Source organism: Mucilaginibacter conchicola (assembly GCF_003432115.1).
GTDB lineage: Bacteria > Bacteroidota > Bacteroidia > Sphingobacteriales > Sphingobacteriaceae > Mucilaginibacter > Mucilaginibacter conchicola.
On the sequence record NZ_QWDC01000001.1, the window covers coordinates 517,359 to 534,001 of the forward strand.

18 protein-coding genes and 1 tRNA gene are annotated in these 16,643 nt (G+C 43.3%); 7 read left to right on the forward strand and 12 right to left on the reverse strand.

What is annotated here, in order from left to right; all coding sequences use genetic code 11:
* Positions 1-97: 97 nt before the first annotated feature.
* On the reverse strand, positions 98-2,410 hold the full coding sequence (locus tag D0C36_RS02170) for a hypothetical protein (protein WP_117389946.1): 2,313 nt from the start codon (positions 2,408-2,410) through the stop codon (positions 98-100).
* Positions 2,411-2,618: 208 nt separating this feature from the next.
* Between D0C36_RS02170 and D0C36_RS02175 the strand changes: the two genes are divergently transcribed.
* Positions 2,619-3,926: a PQQ-dependent sugar dehydrogenase gene (locus D0C36_RS02175; RefSeq protein ID WP_117389947.1), complete on the forward strand. Its 1,308-nt coding sequence runs from the start codon at positions 2,619-2,621 to the stop codon at positions 3,924-3,926.
* Positions 3,927-4,093: 167 nt separating this feature from the next.
* On the opposite strand, the gene D0C36_RS02180 is transcribed toward D0C36_RS02175, so the two are convergent.
* The 4 genes from D0C36_RS02180 to D0C36_RS02195 are packed head-to-tail and all read right to left on the reverse strand — an operon-like array spanning position 4,094 to position 6,951.
* Entirely contained in the window at positions 4,094-4,336 is a 243-nt protein-coding gene (locus tag D0C36_RS02180) for a hypothetical protein (protein WP_117389948.1), read from the reverse strand.
* Between the two features lie 34 nt (positions 4,337-4,370).
* A complete protein-coding gene (locus D0C36_RS02185; RefSeq protein WP_117389949.1) occupies positions 4,371-5,120 on the reverse strand; it encodes an ABC transporter ATP-binding protein in 750 nt (249 codons plus the stop codon).
* Positions 5,117-5,983 carry an ABC transporter permease gene (locus tag D0C36_RS02190; RefSeq protein ID WP_117389950.1) on the reverse strand — a complete coding sequence of 289 codons (867 nt, stop codon included), beginning with the start codon at positions 5,981-5,983 and terminating at the stop codon, positions 5,117-5,119. The genes D0C36_RS02185 and D0C36_RS02190 overlap by 4 nt, the downstream gene beginning before the upstream one ends.
* Positions 5,983-6,951, reverse strand: a complete 969-nt coding sequence (locus D0C36_RS02195; RefSeq protein WP_117389951.1) for an ABC transporter substrate-binding protein — start codon at positions 6,949-6,951, stop codon at positions 5,983-5,985. The genes D0C36_RS02190 and D0C36_RS02195 overlap by 1 nt, the downstream gene beginning before the upstream one ends.
* Before the next feature lie 153 nt (positions 6,952-7,104).
* Between D0C36_RS02195 and D0C36_RS02200 the strand changes: the two genes are divergently transcribed.
* From D0C36_RS02200 to D0C36_RS02210, 3 genes are all read left to right on the forward strand, one after another.
* Positions 7,105-7,776: a MarC family protein gene (locus tag D0C36_RS02200; protein WP_117391331.1), complete on the forward strand. Its 672-nt coding sequence runs from the start codon at positions 7,105-7,107 to the stop codon at positions 7,774-7,776.
* A 95-nt stretch (positions 7,777-7,871) separates the two neighbouring features.
* Positions 7,872-7,945, forward strand: a tRNA-His gene (locus tag D0C36_RS02205).
* 94 nt (positions 7,946-8,039) lie between these two features.
* On the forward strand, positions 8,040-8,291 hold the full coding sequence (locus D0C36_RS02210) for a hypothetical protein (protein WP_117389952.1): 252 nt from the start codon (positions 8,040-8,042) through the stop codon (positions 8,289-8,291).
* Positions 8,292-8,361: 70 nt separating this feature from the next.
* Here the strand turns inward: D0C36_RS02210 and D0C36_RS02215 are convergent, their stop codons facing one another.
* Entirely contained in the window at positions 8,362-9,135 is a 774-nt protein-coding gene (locus tag D0C36_RS02215) for a DUF2185 domain-containing protein (protein ID WP_199501952.1), read from the reverse strand.
* Positions 9,136-9,255: 120 nt separating this feature from the next.
* Between D0C36_RS02215 and rnhA the strand changes: the two genes are divergently transcribed.
* Positions 9,256-9,723, forward strand: coding sequence for a ribonuclease HI (rnhA, locus tag D0C36_RS02220; RefSeq protein ID WP_117389953.1), 468 nt, complete (start codon positions 9,256-9,258; stop codon positions 9,721-9,723).
* Between the two features lie 64 nt (positions 9,724-9,787).
* On the opposite strand, the gene D0C36_RS02225 is transcribed toward rnhA, so the two are convergent.
* The 3 genes from D0C36_RS02225 to D0C36_RS02240 form a co-directional block, all read right to left on the reverse strand.
* A complete protein-coding gene (locus D0C36_RS02225; protein ID WP_117389954.1) occupies positions 9,788-10,282 on the reverse strand; it encodes a metallophosphoesterase family protein in 495 nt (164 codons plus the stop codon).
* Between the two features lie 289 nt (positions 10,283-10,571).
* A complete protein-coding gene (locus D0C36_RS02235; protein ID WP_117389956.1) occupies positions 10,572-11,270 on the reverse strand; it encodes a tRNA1(Val) (adenine(37)-N6)-methyltransferase in 699 nt (232 codons plus the stop codon).
* Positions 11,271-11,996, reverse strand: a complete 726-nt coding sequence (locus D0C36_RS02240) for a glycosyltransferase family 2 protein (RefSeq protein ID WP_117389957.1) — start codon at positions 11,994-11,996, stop codon at positions 11,271-11,273. It lies immediately after the preceding gene.
* A gap of 27 nt (positions 11,997-12,023) precedes the next feature.
* Here D0C36_RS02240 and pbpC point away from each other — a divergent pair, with 27 nt between their 5' ends.
* Together pbpC and D0C36_RS02250 are read left to right on the forward strand one after the other, a co-directional pair.
* The gene (gene pbpC, locus D0C36_RS02245; RefSeq protein ID WP_117389958.1) at positions 12,024-14,417 is read left to right on the forward strand and encodes a penicillin-binding protein 1C; all 2,394 of its coding nucleotides are present in this window, start codon (positions 12,024-12,026) and stop codon (positions 14,415-14,417) included.
* A gap of 9 nt (positions 14,418-14,426) precedes the next feature.
* Positions 14,427-15,140 carry a 3'-5' exonuclease gene (locus D0C36_RS02250; RefSeq protein ID WP_117389959.1) on the forward strand — a complete coding sequence of 238 codons (714 nt, stop codon included), beginning with the start codon at positions 14,427-14,429 and terminating at the stop codon, positions 15,138-15,140.
* Between the two features lie 34 nt (positions 15,141-15,174).
* Here the strand turns inward: D0C36_RS02250 and D0C36_RS02255 are convergent, their stop codons facing one another.
* The 3 genes from D0C36_RS02255 to D0C36_RS02260 are packed head-to-tail and all read right to left on the reverse strand — an operon-like array spanning position 15,175 to position 16,631.
* Entirely contained in the window at positions 15,175-15,666 is a 492-nt protein-coding gene (locus tag D0C36_RS02255; RefSeq protein ID WP_117389960.1) for a nucleotidyltransferase, read from the reverse strand.
* 5 nt (positions 15,667-15,671) lie between these two features.
* Complete coding sequence (locus tag D0C36_RS24445) at positions 15,672-15,845, reverse strand: hypothetical protein (protein WP_158557057.1); 174 nt, start codon at positions 15,843-15,845, stop codon at positions 15,672-15,674.
* A 54-nt stretch (positions 15,846-15,899) separates the two neighbouring features.
* Positions 15,900-16,631, reverse strand: coding sequence for an AAA family ATPase (locus D0C36_RS02260; protein ID WP_117389961.1), 732 nt, complete (start codon positions 16,629-16,631; stop codon positions 15,900-15,902).
* Positions 16,632-16,643: the final 12 nt, after the last annotated feature.

Below are 16,643 nucleotides of genomic sequence, written 5' to 3' on the forward strand. Positions count from 1 at the left end.
AGGACTGTTTGCGATAGTTTAACGCAATGCTGAAGATATTTTAATCAAATAAGCATTTATAAAATTATATTCTGCAATACAACACAGTAGCAATCCATTATAAATTAAATGCCTCATAAACCAACCGACCATCATTTGCCATACCTTCAATTATCAGTGTAGATTTCGTTTTTATTTGGGGTAAGTTCAAAATCTGTTTGTCATTATTAAAAAATTGAAGGTTAGCGTTCCAAAACAATGTTTTGGGTTTATCGAAACTCTCTGCTGCCACAAACTTTGGCACGTAAAACTCCCTGGCGTTATAGTAACCTGCTACGCTTACCGGAGTAATACCTTTTGACGGGTCATTTTTAAACAACCGCGCTCTGTTTGTTTTTATCACCACTGCACCTGCACCAGTAGTAGGGTTTGTAAATGCAGTAACCGTTTCAACTACATGCGGATCAATGTTGTTAATATTGAAATCGTCCTGCATTTCCATATCATTCACATAGACTTTCATAATGCCACGGTAAATATGCCTCGATTTCATCCTAAAAATATTTTTTGTCTGATCCCAGATAAAATCTACATTTCGTAACCTACCCATCAATTTCGCCATCATCTGCCCATCACTGTCAAACTTGTCTCCGCTTATTACCTGGTCGGGTAAGCCCATTGGGGTCATTTCTAATTTTGCGGTCTTCTTAGCTGTAATAGTTACCTCTTGTAACGTTCGTTTGGTTTTTCGGGAAATATCTGCGGGTATCTTTTTCGTAGAATCTACCATAGCATTATATACATTTGCCAGTTCATCCATACCGGTATCCGGAAGTTGTTCAGCTTTTTCAGTGTAAGTAATTTTAAGTTTGTCGCTGCCTTTAGCACTAAGCGCTTTTAATACAAAAGCAGTATCGGGTAAATCAAGATCATTGAAAGAAAAAGAGCCCTGCTTATCGGTAACCTGTTCATTTACTACTTTAAGATCTTTTGTAAAAAGCATAACTGTAGCATTATATAGCGCATTGCCGGCCATGTCCTTAACCAAACCCGATATACTGAAACCTTTCTCTGCCGGGAATTTAGCAGGCCCCTGCCCGTATTTAAACAGCTCGTTCCATGACCATTTATTGTAGCCATGGGTAAGCATTACCAAATCGAGATGTTGCCGGGACTGCAAAGATCTGGATCGAAAGTAATAGTCAGGGTCTTCGATATAACCTTTCAGGTCGGAGCTTAATAAAAGATAACTCATTATGTTAGATCCCGCTTCCCCGCCTTCATCGGGTTTAAGGCCACCCAAAATTGATACTGAAAAATTTGCCCTAAAATTGGCAGTATTTGTATTGGTTACTGACAGTACGGTTGAGCTGCCAACACTATCCTTATCCAAATGCAAGGTTAGATCGTTATTACCGAAAACAAATAACCTTCTGTGAGCAAGAATCTGCCCTTCGGGCGATAGCAACACAACTTGTACAATACCGCTTGCCAATTTTTTTGTTGCAACGTCTAAAGTTATCAAAGCGGTATCAAGTGTACACGGCACCGTTTTAATTAAACCCTGTGAATAAATTAAAAGCGTGTGCACCTTATTCCTGTTATCGCGAAAATATGGTCTGTTTGATGTAATGGATATTCGCGCAGAATCGGGCATTGTATTATCAACGGCGAGGCTTATACCTTTACTTACGGTAGTGGGGAGTTGGTAAATGTATTCCCTGTTATCATTAAAAGTAACCACAGCTTTATAACCAACGCCATTTTTAGCTTTGAACGTAAAACTCCCCATACCCAGGTGCGTAGAGTTTATTTCAGCAACTTGCTTACCGGCATCATCAACAATCCTTCCTTTTAGGTTTATGCCCTTGCCATTATATGCAAGCGCCTTAAAGGCGATCTTGGTGTCAATATCAGCAACAAGATATCCGCCCTCGGGGAAGAATTGCAGATCAGGCGCAGGTGTTTTTGATTGCGCTGAAAGCTTAACAGCCGGGGGCTGTGATAACGTTAACCTTTTATAAAAATAGTTACCCTCGTTCTTCATCCATGCTGTGTAACCCCTTATAGCATAGTCTTGCGGGTTAAGCGAATCGGGTAAGGTAAAATCGCCCCAGGCGGTTCCCTCTTTTATCCTTAACTTAACGTGATTGGTGCTTTTATTGGTGAGATTGATAAGATCAACATGCAAAACGTTACTGAGGGTTGATGGGAGGTGCTTATCGCCCAGTGTAACAAATGCCTTAAAGTAAATGGTATCACCTGTTTTATATACCGGCTTATCAAAGCTTAAGTAAACTTTTTCGGTGGCGTGGTTCTCAGCAATATCCTTAAGCTTGTTTATCAAGGCATCAACAGCCGGTGCTGATTGCTGGGCATAACCACCAATAGTTGCAAAAATAATGATGGCAAGCAAAAGAAGATTTTTCATAAAGGCTTAGCTGGTTAAAGCTAATTTAAGTAAAAGTTATTTAAACAAATAACCTTCAGTATTTTACTGAGCGATATAATCTCTCTTACGCTTGCACCCTACGCACCCGCGATGCATTTTATTCAAACAGATTTCGTAATGAACTGTATTATAAGTTAATTTGAGATAACAGGGACTACTTCCCTGATCTGCTTAAAACTCTCACAAAATGAAAAAAACATTTAAACTAACCTTACCTGCTTTGGCAGTTGCCGGTGCACTTTTTCTGAATGCCTGTAACAGCGATTCTAAAAAAGCTACCACTACCGACACACTTACCGCAGGAAGCGACACTACCCAAACCGAGGCCGGCATTGCCGTTCCTGAAGGGTTTACGGCAACAATTATTGCCAAAGACCTTGGCGGCACGCGCCACATCACGGTATCGCCTAAGGGTATTATTTACGTAAAATTGGGTAAACCAAATAAAGACGGCAAAGGCATATTGATGCTGGTTGAAAAAGATGGCAAAGCCGAGGTTAAAGCGGCCTTTGGTGGCTACGGCGGTACAGGTATCACTATTAAAAACGGCTACCTGTATGCTTCATCAAATACCGAGATCTTCCGTTATAAATTGAACGATGCTGACGAAGTGGCTGATACCGCTAAAGTTGAAAAGATTGTTACCGGTTTATTAGACCGCCATCAGCACGAATCAAAATCGATTGTTTTAGACGATGCAGGTAACCTGTACACCAATATTGGTGCATACTCAAACTCTTGCCAGATAAAAGACCGCGAGAAAGGTTCTTTGGGTAAGAAAGATTGCCCTATCCTTGACTCAGCGGGTGGTATATGGCAGTTTAAGGCCGATAAACCCAACCAAACCTATAAAGATGGCCAGCGCTATGCTACCGGTTTACGTAACGTGGTTGGCTTAGACTGGAACAAACAGGATAACCAACTTTTTGTAATGCAGCATGGCCGCGATGGCTTACATGATCTGTTCCCTGATCTATACACCGTACAACAACAAGCTGAATTGCCTGCAGAAACTATGTATGCTTTGAAAAAAGGCGACAATGCAGGCTGGCCATATATCTATTACGATCAACAACAACATAAAAAGATCGTAGCACCAGAGTATGGCGGCGACAGCAAAAAGGAAGGTGATGCTAAATTCATCGATCCGGTTGCTGCTTACCCAGGCCACCTTGCCCCTAACGCATTGTTGTTTTACACTGCAAGCCAGTTCCCTGCAGAATATAAAGACGGTGCTTTCATCGCATTCCATGGCTCATGGAACCGCGCACCAGAGCCGCAAGCAGGTTACTATGTGGTTTTCCAACCGTTTAAAGATGGCAAGCCAAACGGCGAAGGCAAAGTATTTGCCGACGGTTTCTCGGGCTCGCCGGAGAATACAGCCAAAGGTGCTGCTACCCACCGCCCATGTGGTTTAGCCCAGGGCCCGGATGGCTCGCTTTATGTAAGCGAAGACTCTAAAGGCTACATCTACAAGATATCATACAAAAAGTAAAAAGAAAGGGGCCTCAAAAAGGCCCCTTTCTTTTTTTATCCGCGTAAGCAAATAAAAAAGGCGTCATCACATCTAATGATCCTGCTTGCGGCAGATAAGGCATTGCATGCACCGTAAAGTGCAAACCGCAAAAAAAGATACTGTGTAATGACGCCGCTTGTAACTGCTTAAGCAGCCACGTTCACTTTAATTTTTTCTATCTGGTAGTTGTTCATCAACTCATTCTCTGAGATGATAACGCTGAAATCTTCAAACCTCATCCCGTTCTCGAAAGCGTATAGCGTGTAACCGCGTTTGTTGCCATCGTATGCACCAAGTTCAAATATTTCGTCCTGGTTTTTAGCTTTTATTTTTGCTCCGCTTACCAACTGGTAGGCATCAAATATATTTTCAAAAGTTGTGTTTTTCATAGTACAGATGGCAATACAATTTCTTTGCCAGTTATTAAGCAAACCACTCAAAAAGTTGATTTTGCTTAAGGGTGTCTTTTTCTGTACCCGATATGTCCTTTAAAACAGTTCCTTCGTGCATCTGGATGATGCGTGTACCATACGCGGCAGCATCGCGCAGGTTATGGGTAACTAATATGGCGGTAAGCTTAAATTTCTTGATCAGGTCATCGGCAATGCGCAAAACATTGTCTGCCGAGCGCGGGTCTAAGGCAGCTGTAGGCTCATCAAGTAGCAGAATTTGACAATCGTCCATCACGCTCATCAGCAAAGTGAGCGCCTGGCGTTGCCCGCCGGAAAGCGTACCTATAGGTTGCTCCAGTTTATTCTCCAAGCCCATATCGAGCGTAGCAATGCGTTCGCGAACCGTGTTCTTAAACTGTTCTGTTTTGCCTATGGTCAACCCTTTGCTTTTGGTGCGCAGGGCAGCCAAGCGGAAATTATCTATAATGCTCAAGTCGGCAGCAGTACCTAATAATGGGTTTTGGAATATACGTGCTATCCATTTGCTGCGGTCGTACTCGGCCAGTTTGGTCACATCGTTGCTATCGATACTGATAGTGCCTTTTGATGCCAGGATGCTACCTGCAATCAGGTTGAGTAAAGTTGATTTACCCGAGCCGTTTGAACCAACAATTACCACGTATTCCCCCGCCCCAATTTCGAGGTTGATATCGCTAAGGGCAATTACCTCGTTAGGTTTACCGGTATTAAATGTTTTTTGGAGTTGTTTTACCGATATCATGCCGCCCTCCTGCTTAAACGTGGCAAACCAACAATGATTAAAACAAACAAAGCCGTAACTCCGTACAACCAATTGGCATTAACACCAATACTCAGCGTAAACGCAAGTACTAATTGAAAAATGATTGCGCCTGTGAGCACAAATACCAGACTCAGCCAAACCGAGGTTACTTTTAGCAAGTTGATCACTGTTTCGCCAATAATGACCGAACCAAGTCCGGTTATCACAATACCAATACCCATACTGATGTCGGCAAAACCCTGCTGTTGCGCTACCAGATAACCGCTTAATGCAGTGAGTGCGTTAGCCACAGCCAATCCAATAATTTTCATTCTATCCGTGTTCACACCAAGGGCCCTTATCATAATCTCGCTGTTACCTGTGGCCCGCATTGCAATACCAAAATCGGTTTTAAGCAGATAGCCAATAATAATGGTGAGCACCAAAACAACTAACAAGGATATAATAAATGAATTCTGATTTGGATTGGCTAACAAATTGACGGATGAAAACAGACTTGATACACCTAATAAAGGCAGATTTGACCGTCCAAGTATAATCAGGTTTACTGAACGCAAAGCAGTCATCACCAGGATACCTGCGAGCAGCGCATTTATCTTTAACTTGGTATGGATGATGCCAGTTAAAGCACCGGCCACAGCACCCGAAGCTATAACCAAAACTACGATAACAAATCCCGATTGGTGATGGGTCATCAGCGAGCCTGTAACTACGCCGCCGAGGGTATAGCTACCATCGGTAGTAATATCAGGGATATTAAAGATCTTCATTGACAGGTAAATACCGAAGGCAATACCGGCAAAGCAAAGTCCTTGTATGAGTGCTGTGATGTAGAAATCCATTATTTTACAGCTTCAAAACCTGTTGGCACGGTCACATTGTATTTTTTAGCAGCTGTTGGGTTATACACATGCTTACGCACTTTAACCATCTCCAGCTTTAATCCATCAGTTTTATGCGTTTTTAAATACTGCGCGGCCTGCAAGCCCGATTGATATCCCCACTGATAAATATCGGCACCAAAGGCAGCTACAGCGCCGCGTTGTACGAGGCCAGCCTCGCTGGTAAAGATGGGTATGTTTTTATCGTTACAGCTTTTCAGGATAGTCTCGAAAGCGGCAAATACCGTATTATCCGGATTTGCGAAAAACGCATCAATGCCTTTGCTTAACAAACTTTGCGTAACCAATTGTGCATCCGCAGATGAATTAAGCGGCAGGGCCACTATCTTAATGTTCATTTTGGCAGCCAAACCCTGTATGCGCTGCAAGGCATCGGCAGATTGCGGTTCTGATTGATTATAGATCATCCCAACAGTCAATTGTCCGCTTTTGGGTTTGATGAATTTTGGGATCAGGGAGAATGATGTGTCGATATAATTCAGATCTTCCATGGTACCGAACAAATTTGCCGGGCCTTTACCCGATGCATCGGCCACTTTCATACGCTCGGGTGTTGGCGATACCATCTGGAAGATAGGAATGGTCTTGGTTTTCTGGATAGCCGAAACCGTAGATAATGTAGTTGATGTAGCCAACAGATCGACATTATTTGATACAAACTGATTTACTATCTGCGTTAAGGTTGGGATACTTCCCTGTGCATTGTTGTATTCGATTTTTACGGTGCCTTTCTCTTGGCTAAAGCCATTCTGTTTTAATGCATCAATAAAACCGTTTTTAGCCTGCGATATGGTTGCGTCTTCAAAAGCATCAATAAAACCTACTACCGGCACGTTGCTCTTTTTAGAATTACAGGCGGCAAGCGACACCATAACGGCAAACAGAAAGGTAAGACGTACAATTTTCATGTTACTAAAGTAGATAATCGGCTGCAAAGCAAAAACATTTAAAAGTAATGAAATATGATACAGATAACCATTTTACTGCGGCAAGGTTTTGCTTTTGTATAGTGCTCAAATCTGCTATATTTGGTTAGCGCGGGTAACCAACGCGGTATTTACATGCTATCTTTAGAATCGTTTATTCATTTGGTGTTCACTGCTTTTATAGCACTGTTCCCTGTGATCAATCCTATGGGGTCGGCATTTATAGTAAGCCCTTATTTTGAACACCTTTCGCGCGCAGAGAAACAAAAGGCTGTTACACGCATTACATTTTATGCATTTTGTGTTTGTACGGTAGCATTGTTTGGCGGGCATTGGATATTGGAACTGTTTGGTATATCTATCCCTGTAGTACAACTGGCTGGTGGTATCATGATCTGCAAGATTGGCTGGGAATTTTTATCATCAGACCAAGGCTCAGATACAGCTGATGATAAAGTAGAATTACATGCACCGGTATCTGCTTATGAGCACCTGGTAAAAAAGCTCTTCTACCCTATTACCTTCCCTGTAACAACGGGCGCGGGCACTATATCAGTATTATTTACGCTGAGCGCCCATGGCGAAAAGTTTGGTACACGCGATTATTACATCAACATTGCAGCTGTAATGGTGGCTATAATGGCCCTCTGTATACTCATCTATATATTTTATCTCAACACTAAAACACTTATCAATTACTTGGGCAGTAACGGCGAGAATATTGTTAACCGCATCTCGGCATTCCTGATATTTTGTGTGGGATTACAGATAGCTATATCGGGTTTGCGGGCCATATTTAAGTTTTAGGCCGATACAACATCCTCATTTTGAGCCGCGGAAGTATATTTTCAAAAATTTATTGCAAATAGTACGCAATTTTCTATTTTTGCAATCCCAACACGGTAGATGTAGCTCAGTTGGTTAGAGCATCGGTTTGTGGTACCGAGGGTCGTGGGTTCGAGCCCCATCATTTACCCTAAAGCCTCTCATGAAAATGAGAGGCTTTTTTTGTTTTAAGATGTGATGTATAGTTTGTAGCTTTAAGCAATAAACTTAAACTATTGACCACAATGAAGTACACTTACATTGCATTAGCTTTATTGCTTGCAACCACTGCATGCACATCCCACGAAAACAAGGAAAAAAACGACACCACAGCCGAAAAAGAGTTGAAGGATAGCGTAAAAGTCGCTGACTCTACAACTATAAAAAAAGACACTACCGGCGAGAAAAAGTTGAAAGATAGCGTAAAAGTCGCCGACTCTACAACCGCCGAGCCTGTTATGAGACCACTCGGACAATCGGGTAAAAGAGGTGGTTGATCTCTTTGCAAAAAAGCCAGACTTGTTTAGTCTGGCTTTTTTAATTCTTATAAAACTAAAACAGTTCGTATCATTTAGCCGGCGTTATACTTTTCCATGTTTTCAAGGCCCAGTCTTTGTCATTCTTATCATCAAAATAAAAAGCGGCCTGCACAACCTGATGATCTGTAAGAGAGAAGCCATAGATAACGCTATATTTTTTATCGCCATCCCCCTCTTCTATCAGGTAGCCAACACGTGCCGCTTCACCATCAGAAAGGTCAAATATTTCCAGCGTTTCAGACATGGACTGATCCCTGTTTTGTGCGTTTTTCAGGTGATCAGCATAAAGTTCTTCGCGTTTTCGGTTTTTATCATCCCAGATAACTATCCTTACCGTTTTATCGCCGGTGGTGTACATCAGGCTGCCGCTTTCTTCAACACTTCGCTCAAACAGGTTATTGATATCAATATTCCAGTTCTCCGTTAACCGGTGGGTAAGCATTTCATCATCCTGCATCTTAAAATCGGTAACCTTTACCCATGCACCTTTATCGCCGCTACGCTCATAAACCGAACCTACTCCTTTCAGCAAAATATCTTTTATAGACGGATCTATCTTTAAAATGGTGGACGGGTTGTAAATACCGGCATTATCAGGATTATCTGTATACTGCTGAGACTCGGCGCCAGAAAATATCCGCCAGCCGCTATCCTCAGGCCGTGTTCGCTTTTCACGATACATAAAACGCGGCTTTTTACCGCCGTTGGTGATCATCTTTGATACCATCAGACCACCAATAGGTGGAAAATCATCGAAATTATCAGTGCTTTGGTTTTGCTTTTTCTTGAATAAGTTGAACATAAGCTTTGTTTTTAATGTGATAGCGCGCAAATACACAAGTACTTAACTTTGGTATTTCAGCATGTTTAGCTACAGTTTTAACAGAGCAAGCCGGTTTTAAGTTTTTATTACCTTTACCGCATGATCGAGATCTTTACTGATGGTGCATCCAGCGGCAACCCGGGGCCGGGCGGATATGGTGTTATTTTACGTGCAGGGCAGCATTACAAAGAGCTGTCGGCAGGGTTCCGTAAAACTACCAATAACCGCATGGAGTTACTTGCCGTAATTACCGCGCTTGAGGCACTTAAATCTCCAAATCAGAATGTAACGATCTACTCCGACTCCAAATATGTTATCGATTCGATAGAAAAACGCTGGGTAAACGGCTGGGTAGCCAAAGGCTTTGCCGGTAAAAAGAACAAAGACCTGTGGATGCGTTACCTCAACATTGCCAAATTACACAAGGTAAAATTTGTATGGGTGCGCGGCCACAACGGCCACCCCGAAAACGAGCGCTGCGACCAATTGGCCGTAGCCGCAGGCAAACAGAAAGACCTGCTTATAGATTCAGTTTTTGAGATGGAATCAGCTAACGGATATCAGTAGTTAGTTCATAGTTAATAGACCATGGTTCATGGCAATAGAATTACTGCAAACTAATAACTGCAAACTACCTTCCGCCTAATTCAATCACTTCCAGATCGTGGATCTTATCGCCCGTAATGCTGAAACGCATTAGTGTGCGCACTTTATGCCAGCCGTGTTTACCGGCCGCGCCCGGGTTGAGGTGCAGGCAGCCTATTTTTTTATCATAAATGGCTTTAAGGATATGCGAGTGCCCGGTAATAAATAAAGTCGGCGGGTTGGTATAGATCTCCGGTTTAACGTTAGGGCTGTACCTATCGGGATAACCGCCGATATGCGTCATCCATACATCAACATCTTCACATTTAAAACGCAGGTGCTCGGGGTACACCCTGCGGATATCAGCACCATCAATATTGCCGTACACGCCACGGGTTGGCTTAAAGGCAGCCAGCTGGTCGGCCAGTTCAAGCATACCAAAATCGCCTGCATGCCAAATCTCATCGCATTTATCAAAATGCTTAAAAACGGCATCGTCGAGGTAACTATGGGTATCAGATATAAGGCCTATACGGGTCATGTTAGAATATATTTTATCATTATTTCCGTAACTACATATAATCCGATCATTGGAAATAAGATTCGTCCTTTAGCAAATTTTTTCCTTTTTACGGCTACAAAGAGAAAAGCGATAAAGTAAGAAAAATTCACTGCTACTGAGATTATCAACGAATGCCGAACCGATTCAACTATCGATTCAGGAATCAACGGACTTACCAATTCGTTTGGAACAGCAATGATATTGTAAACAGAGAAGCACATCAGTAAGAAAAACAGAACGGCTAAACAAACTGAGAAAATCTTCATCCTTAAAATATCGTCAAAAAATCTTTAAGTAGCGCGGCGTATTTTGCCGAGTAAACTTTTGGCGCATCATAAATAACCACTTCTGTTTCGTGTAATGGAACTTGCACTTTCCCAAAGGTAATTATTTCGCGGTGCGGGGTATCCTGTTTAAATGATTTGATGTGGATGATTGCCTGCAGGTGCAAAGCATTGGCCGTAAGCAACTGTTTAACCAGTTCGGTAGTAGCAAGCGGGAGTATCAACTGGCAATTCCCTTTATCGCTCAAATTATCTTTAGCAAAACTTACCAGTCGCTCAAAAAAGGAACCATCAGTATGCCGGGCGAGGGTTTTATTTTCTTGGGCCGATGTTAATGAATCGATAAAGAACGGCGGGTTAGAAACGATGAGATCATACTGCCCACCGTTGATATCGGCAAAATCACCTTCAATTAAATTAAGGCGGTTTGCAAACGACGAACTATTGAAATTTTTAGCCGATGTTTCGGCTGCTTGTTTATCTATCTCAACCGCATCTACAATAGCCTCAGGGAATCGCTGGGCAAGCATTAGTGCTATAACACCTGTACCGGCTCCAATGTCGAGTATGCGTTTGACGCTCTCACCCTCGGCTAACGCACCCAATAAAACACCATCGGTATTCACCTTCATGGCACAACCGGTTTGGTCTACCGCAAACTGTTTGAAACGAAAAACACTCATTTATTTACTGCTGAACAAACCATACTTCAGGATGCAATATATGGCGCGGAAGCCATCCTTCCACCCTATCTTTTTGCCATCCTCATAGGTACGCCCGTAATAAGATATGCCTACCTCGTAAATACGAATGCGTGGTATGCGGGCTACCTTAATAGTCACCTCGGGCTCAAAACCGAAACGCTTCTCCCTTAACTTTAATGATTGCAGTAATTTGGTATCAAACAGCTTGTAGCAGGTTTCCATATCGGTAAGGTTAAGGTTACTGAGCATATTGCTCAAAAAAGTTAACCAGCGGTTACCAATGGTATGCCAAAAGAACAAGATACGATGCGGGTTACTCCCCATAAAGCGCGAGCCATAAACCACATCGGCAAAACCGTTGCAGATGGGTTTCAGCAGGTCGTTATATTCGGTTGGATCGTACTCCAGGTCGGCATCTTGTATAATAGTGTAAGCACCGGTGGCCTGGGCTATGCCGGTATGTAGCGCAGCGCCTTTGCCCTTATTTTTAGCGTGCTTAAAATAGCGGATGTTAAGATCTGGGTTTGTGGCTTGATACTCTGCAACAGCCTGCTCGGTATTATCGCGCGAGCAATCATCAACAATAATGATCTCTTTTTGGATATCATCGATCAGCTCAACAGCTTTTATCTTGTTTAAAATGAGGTGAATGGTACCACCTTCGTTATAAGCAGGGATAATTATTGATAATTTATCTATTTTCATTCGTTGATATCTAAGCCAGCTTAATTAATGCAGATAAGCGCAAAAAGTTTAAAGCAATACCTAAAAAAGCCAAAAGTAATCATTATGCTGGCTATTTTGCTGGCTTTAAGCCTGTGGTTTGCTTTTTGCCTGCCAAGGCCATTGTTCAACAGCTCCACCTCTTATGTTATTGATGATGATAAAGGGCAATTGCTCGGCGCATCCATCGCATCAGACGGGCAATGGCGTTTTCCATACAACCCAAACGTTCCCGATAAATTCAGCAAATGTATCACTGCTTTTGAGGATAAAAGGTTTAACAGCCACTTTGGGTTTGATCCCTTAGCGTTTGGCCGTGCCATTAAGCAAAACCTGCGTAACAAACGCGTAACCAGCGGTGGTAGCACCATCACCATGCAGGTGATAAGATTGGCTACACACCATAACCGCACCGTCTGGAACAAAATAGGCGAAATATTTATGGCCATCCGGTTGGAATTTGGCTACAGTAAAAAGGAAATTATGGCCCTTTACGCCAGCAATGCTCCTTTTGGCAGTAACGTTATTGGCTTAGATGCCGCAGCATGGCGCTATTTTGGCCGCAGTGCCGATAAACTCTCCTGGGGCGAGATGGCTGCCTTGGCAGTATTGCCCAACTCGCCATCGCTGGTGCATCCCGGCAAAAACCGGCAGATACTGCTTAAAAAGCGAAACCTGTTACTCAAAAAGCTTTATGAGCAAGGCACTATTGACAGCACAACCGCAGCCTTAGCCCGCTTTGAGCCTGTGCCTGATAAACCTATGCCGCTCCCCCAACTGGCCCCTCACCTGCTGCAACGTTTTAAGGTTGACGCAAAAGCGGCAAAACTTACAGATACACGCATCACCACATCCATAAAAAGCAACCTGCAGCAGCAGGTTATCGACATTGTAGAGAAACATCACCAGGTATTAAAGGCCAACGACATCAATAACGTTGCCGCCGTTGTGTTAGATGTGGAAACCGGCGCTACACTTGCCTACGTTGGCAATGTATCGCACCGCGAAGACCCCGAAACAGAAAGCGATGTGGATGTGATAAGTGCGCCGCGCAGCCCCGGTAGTACACTCAAACCATTGCTGTACGCAAGTATGCTACATGATGGTTTGATATTGCCAAATAGTTTGATACCTGATGTGCCTACACAAATTGCGGGCTATCACCCTGAGAATTTCGATCTGGGATACGACGGTGCAGTACCTGCTTCTAATGCATTATCGCGATCATTGAATGTACCGGCTGTTAAAATGCTGCAGCAATATAAGTACGAGCGTTTTTACGATATGTTGAAACGTACCGGCATTACCACACTCAATCAACCTGCAGACCATTACGGATTGGCTCTTATCCTCGGCGGCGGCGAAAATACGCTATGGGAACTAACCGGAGCTTATGCCGATATGGCACGTGTATTGAACCACTATAATAAAAACGGCGGTAAGTACGACGCAAATGATTACCATCATCCGCGATATGCCTACACAGCCGCTAAAAAGCCTGAATTACAAAACAACGGCTTAATTGATGCAGGCTCTATCTACTACACCCTACAGGCTATGGAAGAAGTAATGCGCCCCGGCGAGGAAATGCTTTGGCAGCAATTCAGCTCCAGCCAGCGGGTGGCATGGAAAACAGGAACAAGCTTTGGCTTTAGGGACGGATGGGCAATTGGCGTTACGCCGAAATACGTTGTGGGCGTTTGGGTAGGCAATACCGATGGTGAAGGCCGACCAGGGTTAACCGGCATCAACACCGCAGCACCTGTGCTGTTCGAGATCTTTCGACTGCTGCCCGCCACACGCGACTGGTTTGATGTACCATCCGGCGAGTTGGTTAAGATCAACGTTTGTAAAGAAAGCGGTTACCGTGCCGGGCAATACTGCAATAATGCTGTTGAACAATATGTGCCAAAAACTTGCCTAAAAGCGGCTGTTTGCCCGTGGCATAAGCTTGTGCATTTATCTGCCGACAGGCATTACCAGGTGACAGCAAATTGTATATCGCTGGATAAAATGGTGAACCTGCCATGGTTTGTGCTACCACCATCAATGGAGTATTATTACAAGACCAAAAATTATCAGTATCATGTGCTACCGCCTTTTGCGCCTGGTTGCGAGCAGAACGATGCCAACCCGATGGAGATCATCTACCCTAAAGACGGTGCTAAGGTTTATGTACCTTTAGAAGCAGATGGCAAACGGGGCCGTATGATATGCAACGCCGCGCACCGACTGGCGGGCGCTAAGATATTCTGGCATCTTGATGACCAATACGTGGGCGAAAGCAGTGCATTTCAGCAGATGGCTTTAAACCCGACACCCGGCAAGCATAAATTAACACTGGTTGATGCCGAAGGCAATACCGTAAAAATAAACTTTGAGGTGCTGGATAAGAATAAATAATTTAGGACAATGCTTGAACAATACGACCTTAGCAACCTGATGGTGCTTGATATTGAGACCGTACCGCAATACTCGTTATACACCGATATGCCCGAAAACATGCAGGAACTTTGGGCACATAAAACACGCAACATGCGCGGCGAGGCCACGCCCGAAGAGTTTTATGAGCGTGCGGGTATCTGGGCCGAGTTTGGGAAGATCATCTGCATATCAGTAGGTATATTCATTAACAGCAGCGGCAAACGACCAGGCCTGCGTGTAAAATCATTTGCCGGGCACAATGAAAAACAACTGCTTGAAGATTTCGGCAAGATGCTGAAGGGACAACCGCTGAATATTATCCTTTGCGCGCATAATGGTAAAGAGTTTGATTTTCCGTACATCTGCCGCCGCATGCTTATTCACGGCATCCCATTTCCGCCGCATTTACAGATGCAGGGCAAAAAACCCTGGGAGATACAACACTTGGATACCATGGAGCTATGGAAATTCGGCGATTATAAAAGTTACACCTCACTTAACCTGCTCACCGCCATATTTGACATACCCACCCCAAAAGACGATATAGACGGCAGCCAGGTTGGCCACGTTTACTGGGTAGAAAATTCCTTAGAGCGCATCAGTACCTATTGCCAGAAAGATGTAGTAGCTACTGCACAACTCATCCGCCGCTATCGTGGAGAGAGTTTGATAGAGGACGAATGTGTGACGGTGGTGGAGTGAGGCTTTTTAAGAAAAAAATTGAATCCTAACTAATTTAATCGGCAGAATTATTTCCGTTTCTTAATTTTTGTATCTGCTCTAAAGCGATTACGTCATTTTGATCTTTAGGACGATTTATCACTTTTTTATTATCTATCAGTTGGTTTAGATGCAAAAATGGTACTTCTACGCCATCTATATCAGCAATTGAAGCCATTGTCAGACATTCATCAAATGAATAAGCCTCGAGTCCTTTCATTTCGGTCATTATATCCAATTCAAGGCCGTTGTTAAGATGAAACGCTGTCCATCCTACAATAAACTGCATTGTTTCTATCATAGCATAATCCGGCATTCCACAATCAATAAATGCCTGACGAAGTTTTTTTCGATTCTTAATATCGTCTTCAAGCCATATATCCATGTCGCCGGTAAAACGATGATAACCATGAAGATTAATAGCATACCCGCCAACCATAATATATTTAACTTCATGTTTTTGGAGTGCTGCCCAAAAAGCTAAAATCTCTTCATCGAAAATATCCATAACAGTTACTTAACAACAAATGGTTTGTGAGTGATCACCGCCTTTTGCATAGTTAGCTGAATTTTATAGAGACGAGTAGCCATCAAAAAACGCTCTTTATAAGTACGTTTCAAACCTTCTCTCAATTGCTCAATTTCTGCTTCAGTAAAATTCGATTCCTTATTTTCCGTCATTGCCATTAATCAAATTTAAGTAAAAGGGAACGCTAAACAAAACCTGTCATTACCTTCTGCTTATCCCATCAGATGCCTCAGGTACATATCCGGGTTATTTAAAAAAGACTTAGTTAGCGAGAAGTGTTCGGTATCCTCATAACTGGTTTCATGAACGCCGGTTTCATCAAATTGCAGAATGGTAGCTTCGGGGTAGCAGAGCAATATCGGCGAGTGCGTGGCGATAAGAAATTGGGCCCGTCCGCTTTTTTCGAGTTCACTTATTACAGACATAAATGCCAACACCCTGGCAGGCGACAACGCTGCCTCAGGCTCATCCAAAATATAGATCCCACTTTCAAACTGGTTATTGAAAAGCGACAGGAAAGATTCGCCATGCGATTGCTCATGCAGCGACCGCCCCCCATAAGCGCGGAGGATACGGCGGTCGTCTTTAGCCAGTTCATCTATGTACGATGCAAAATTAAAGAAACTCTCAGCCCGCATAAAAAAACCTTCGCTGATCCGCTTAGGCGACCAGCCAAGACTAAGGTAAGCGGCCAGGGCCGACTCATACCCTTCAAACCTGTAACCTGTATTAAAATTATGGTTACGGTTACCGCCCCTCAAGCTAAAGCCACACTGCTCGGCAATACCTTCTAACAACGTTGATTTACCGGAACCATTCTCGCCAACAAAAAAAGTAACGTTACTCTTCAGGCTCAGATCCAAACCCTTGCTCAGGCTTGGAATTTCCTGAAGGTAGCCACTACCGGCCAATGATGGAAATGATATTCTGCTTAGCGCGGGCATCACTTGTAATTT

Coding starts and splice junctions, on each gene's coding strand:
- D0C36_RS02170 (WP_117389946.1), bottom strand. CDS start 2,410: ATGAAAAATCTTCTTTTGCTTGCCATCATTATTTTTGCAACTATTGGT.
- D0C36_RS02175 (WP_117389947.1), top strand. CDS start 2,619: ATGAAAAAAACATTTAAACTAACCTTACCTGCTTTGGCAGTTGCCGGT.
- D0C36_RS02180 (WP_117389948.1), bottom strand. CDS start 4,336: ATGAAAAACACAACTTTTGAAAATATATTTGATGCCTACCAGTTGGTA.
- D0C36_RS02185 (WP_117389949.1), bottom strand. CDS start 5,120: ATGATATCGGTAAAACAACTCCAAAAAACATTTAATACCGGTAAACCT.
- D0C36_RS02190 (WP_117389950.1), bottom strand. CDS start 5,983: ATGGATTTCTACATCACAGCACTCATACAAGGACTTTGCTTTGCCGGT.
- D0C36_RS02195 (WP_117389951.1), bottom strand. CDS start 6,951: ATGAAAATTGTACGTCTTACCTTTCTGTTTGCCGTTATGGTGTCGCTT.
- D0C36_RS02200 (WP_117391331.1), top strand. CDS start 7,105: ATGCTATCTTTAGAATCGTTTATTCATTTGGTGTTCACTGCTTTTATA.
- D0C36_RS02210 (WP_117389952.1), top strand. CDS start 8,040: ATGAAGTACACTTACATTGCATTAGCTTTATTGCTTGCAACCACTGCA.
- D0C36_RS02215 (WP_199501952.1), bottom strand. CDS start 9,135: ATGTTCAACTTATTCAAGAAAAAGCAAAACCAAAGCACTGATAATTTC.
- rnhA (WP_117389953.1), top strand. CDS start 9,256: ATGATCGAGATCTTTACTGATGGTGCATCCAGCGGCAACCCGGGGCCG.
- D0C36_RS02225 (WP_117389954.1), bottom strand. CDS start 10,282: ATGACCCGTATAGGCCTTATATCTGATACCCATAGTTACCTCGACGAT.
- D0C36_RS02235 (WP_117389956.1), bottom strand. CDS start 11,270: ATGAGTGTTTTTCGTTTCAAACAGTTTGCGGTAGACCAAACCGGTTGT.
- D0C36_RS02240 (WP_117389957.1), bottom strand. CDS start 11,996: ATGAAAATAGATAAATTATCAATAATTATCCCTGCTTATAACGAAGGT.
- pbpC (WP_117389958.1), top strand. CDS start 12,024: ATGCAGATAAGCGCAAAAAGTTTAAAGCAATACCTAAAAAAGCCAAAA.
- D0C36_RS02250 (WP_117389959.1), top strand. CDS start 14,427: ATGCTTGAACAATACGACCTTAGCAACCTGATGGTGCTTGATATTGAG.
- D0C36_RS02255 (WP_117389960.1), bottom strand. CDS start 15,666: ATGGATATTTTCGATGAAGAGATTTTAGCTTTTTGGGCAGCACTCCAA.
- D0C36_RS24445 (WP_158557057.1), bottom strand. CDS start 15,845: ATGGCAATGACGGAAAATAAGGAATCGAATTTTACTGAAGCAGAAATT.
- D0C36_RS02260 (WP_117389961.1), bottom strand. CDS start 16,631: ATGCCCGCGCTAAGCAGAATATCATTTCCATCATTGGCCGGTAGTGGC.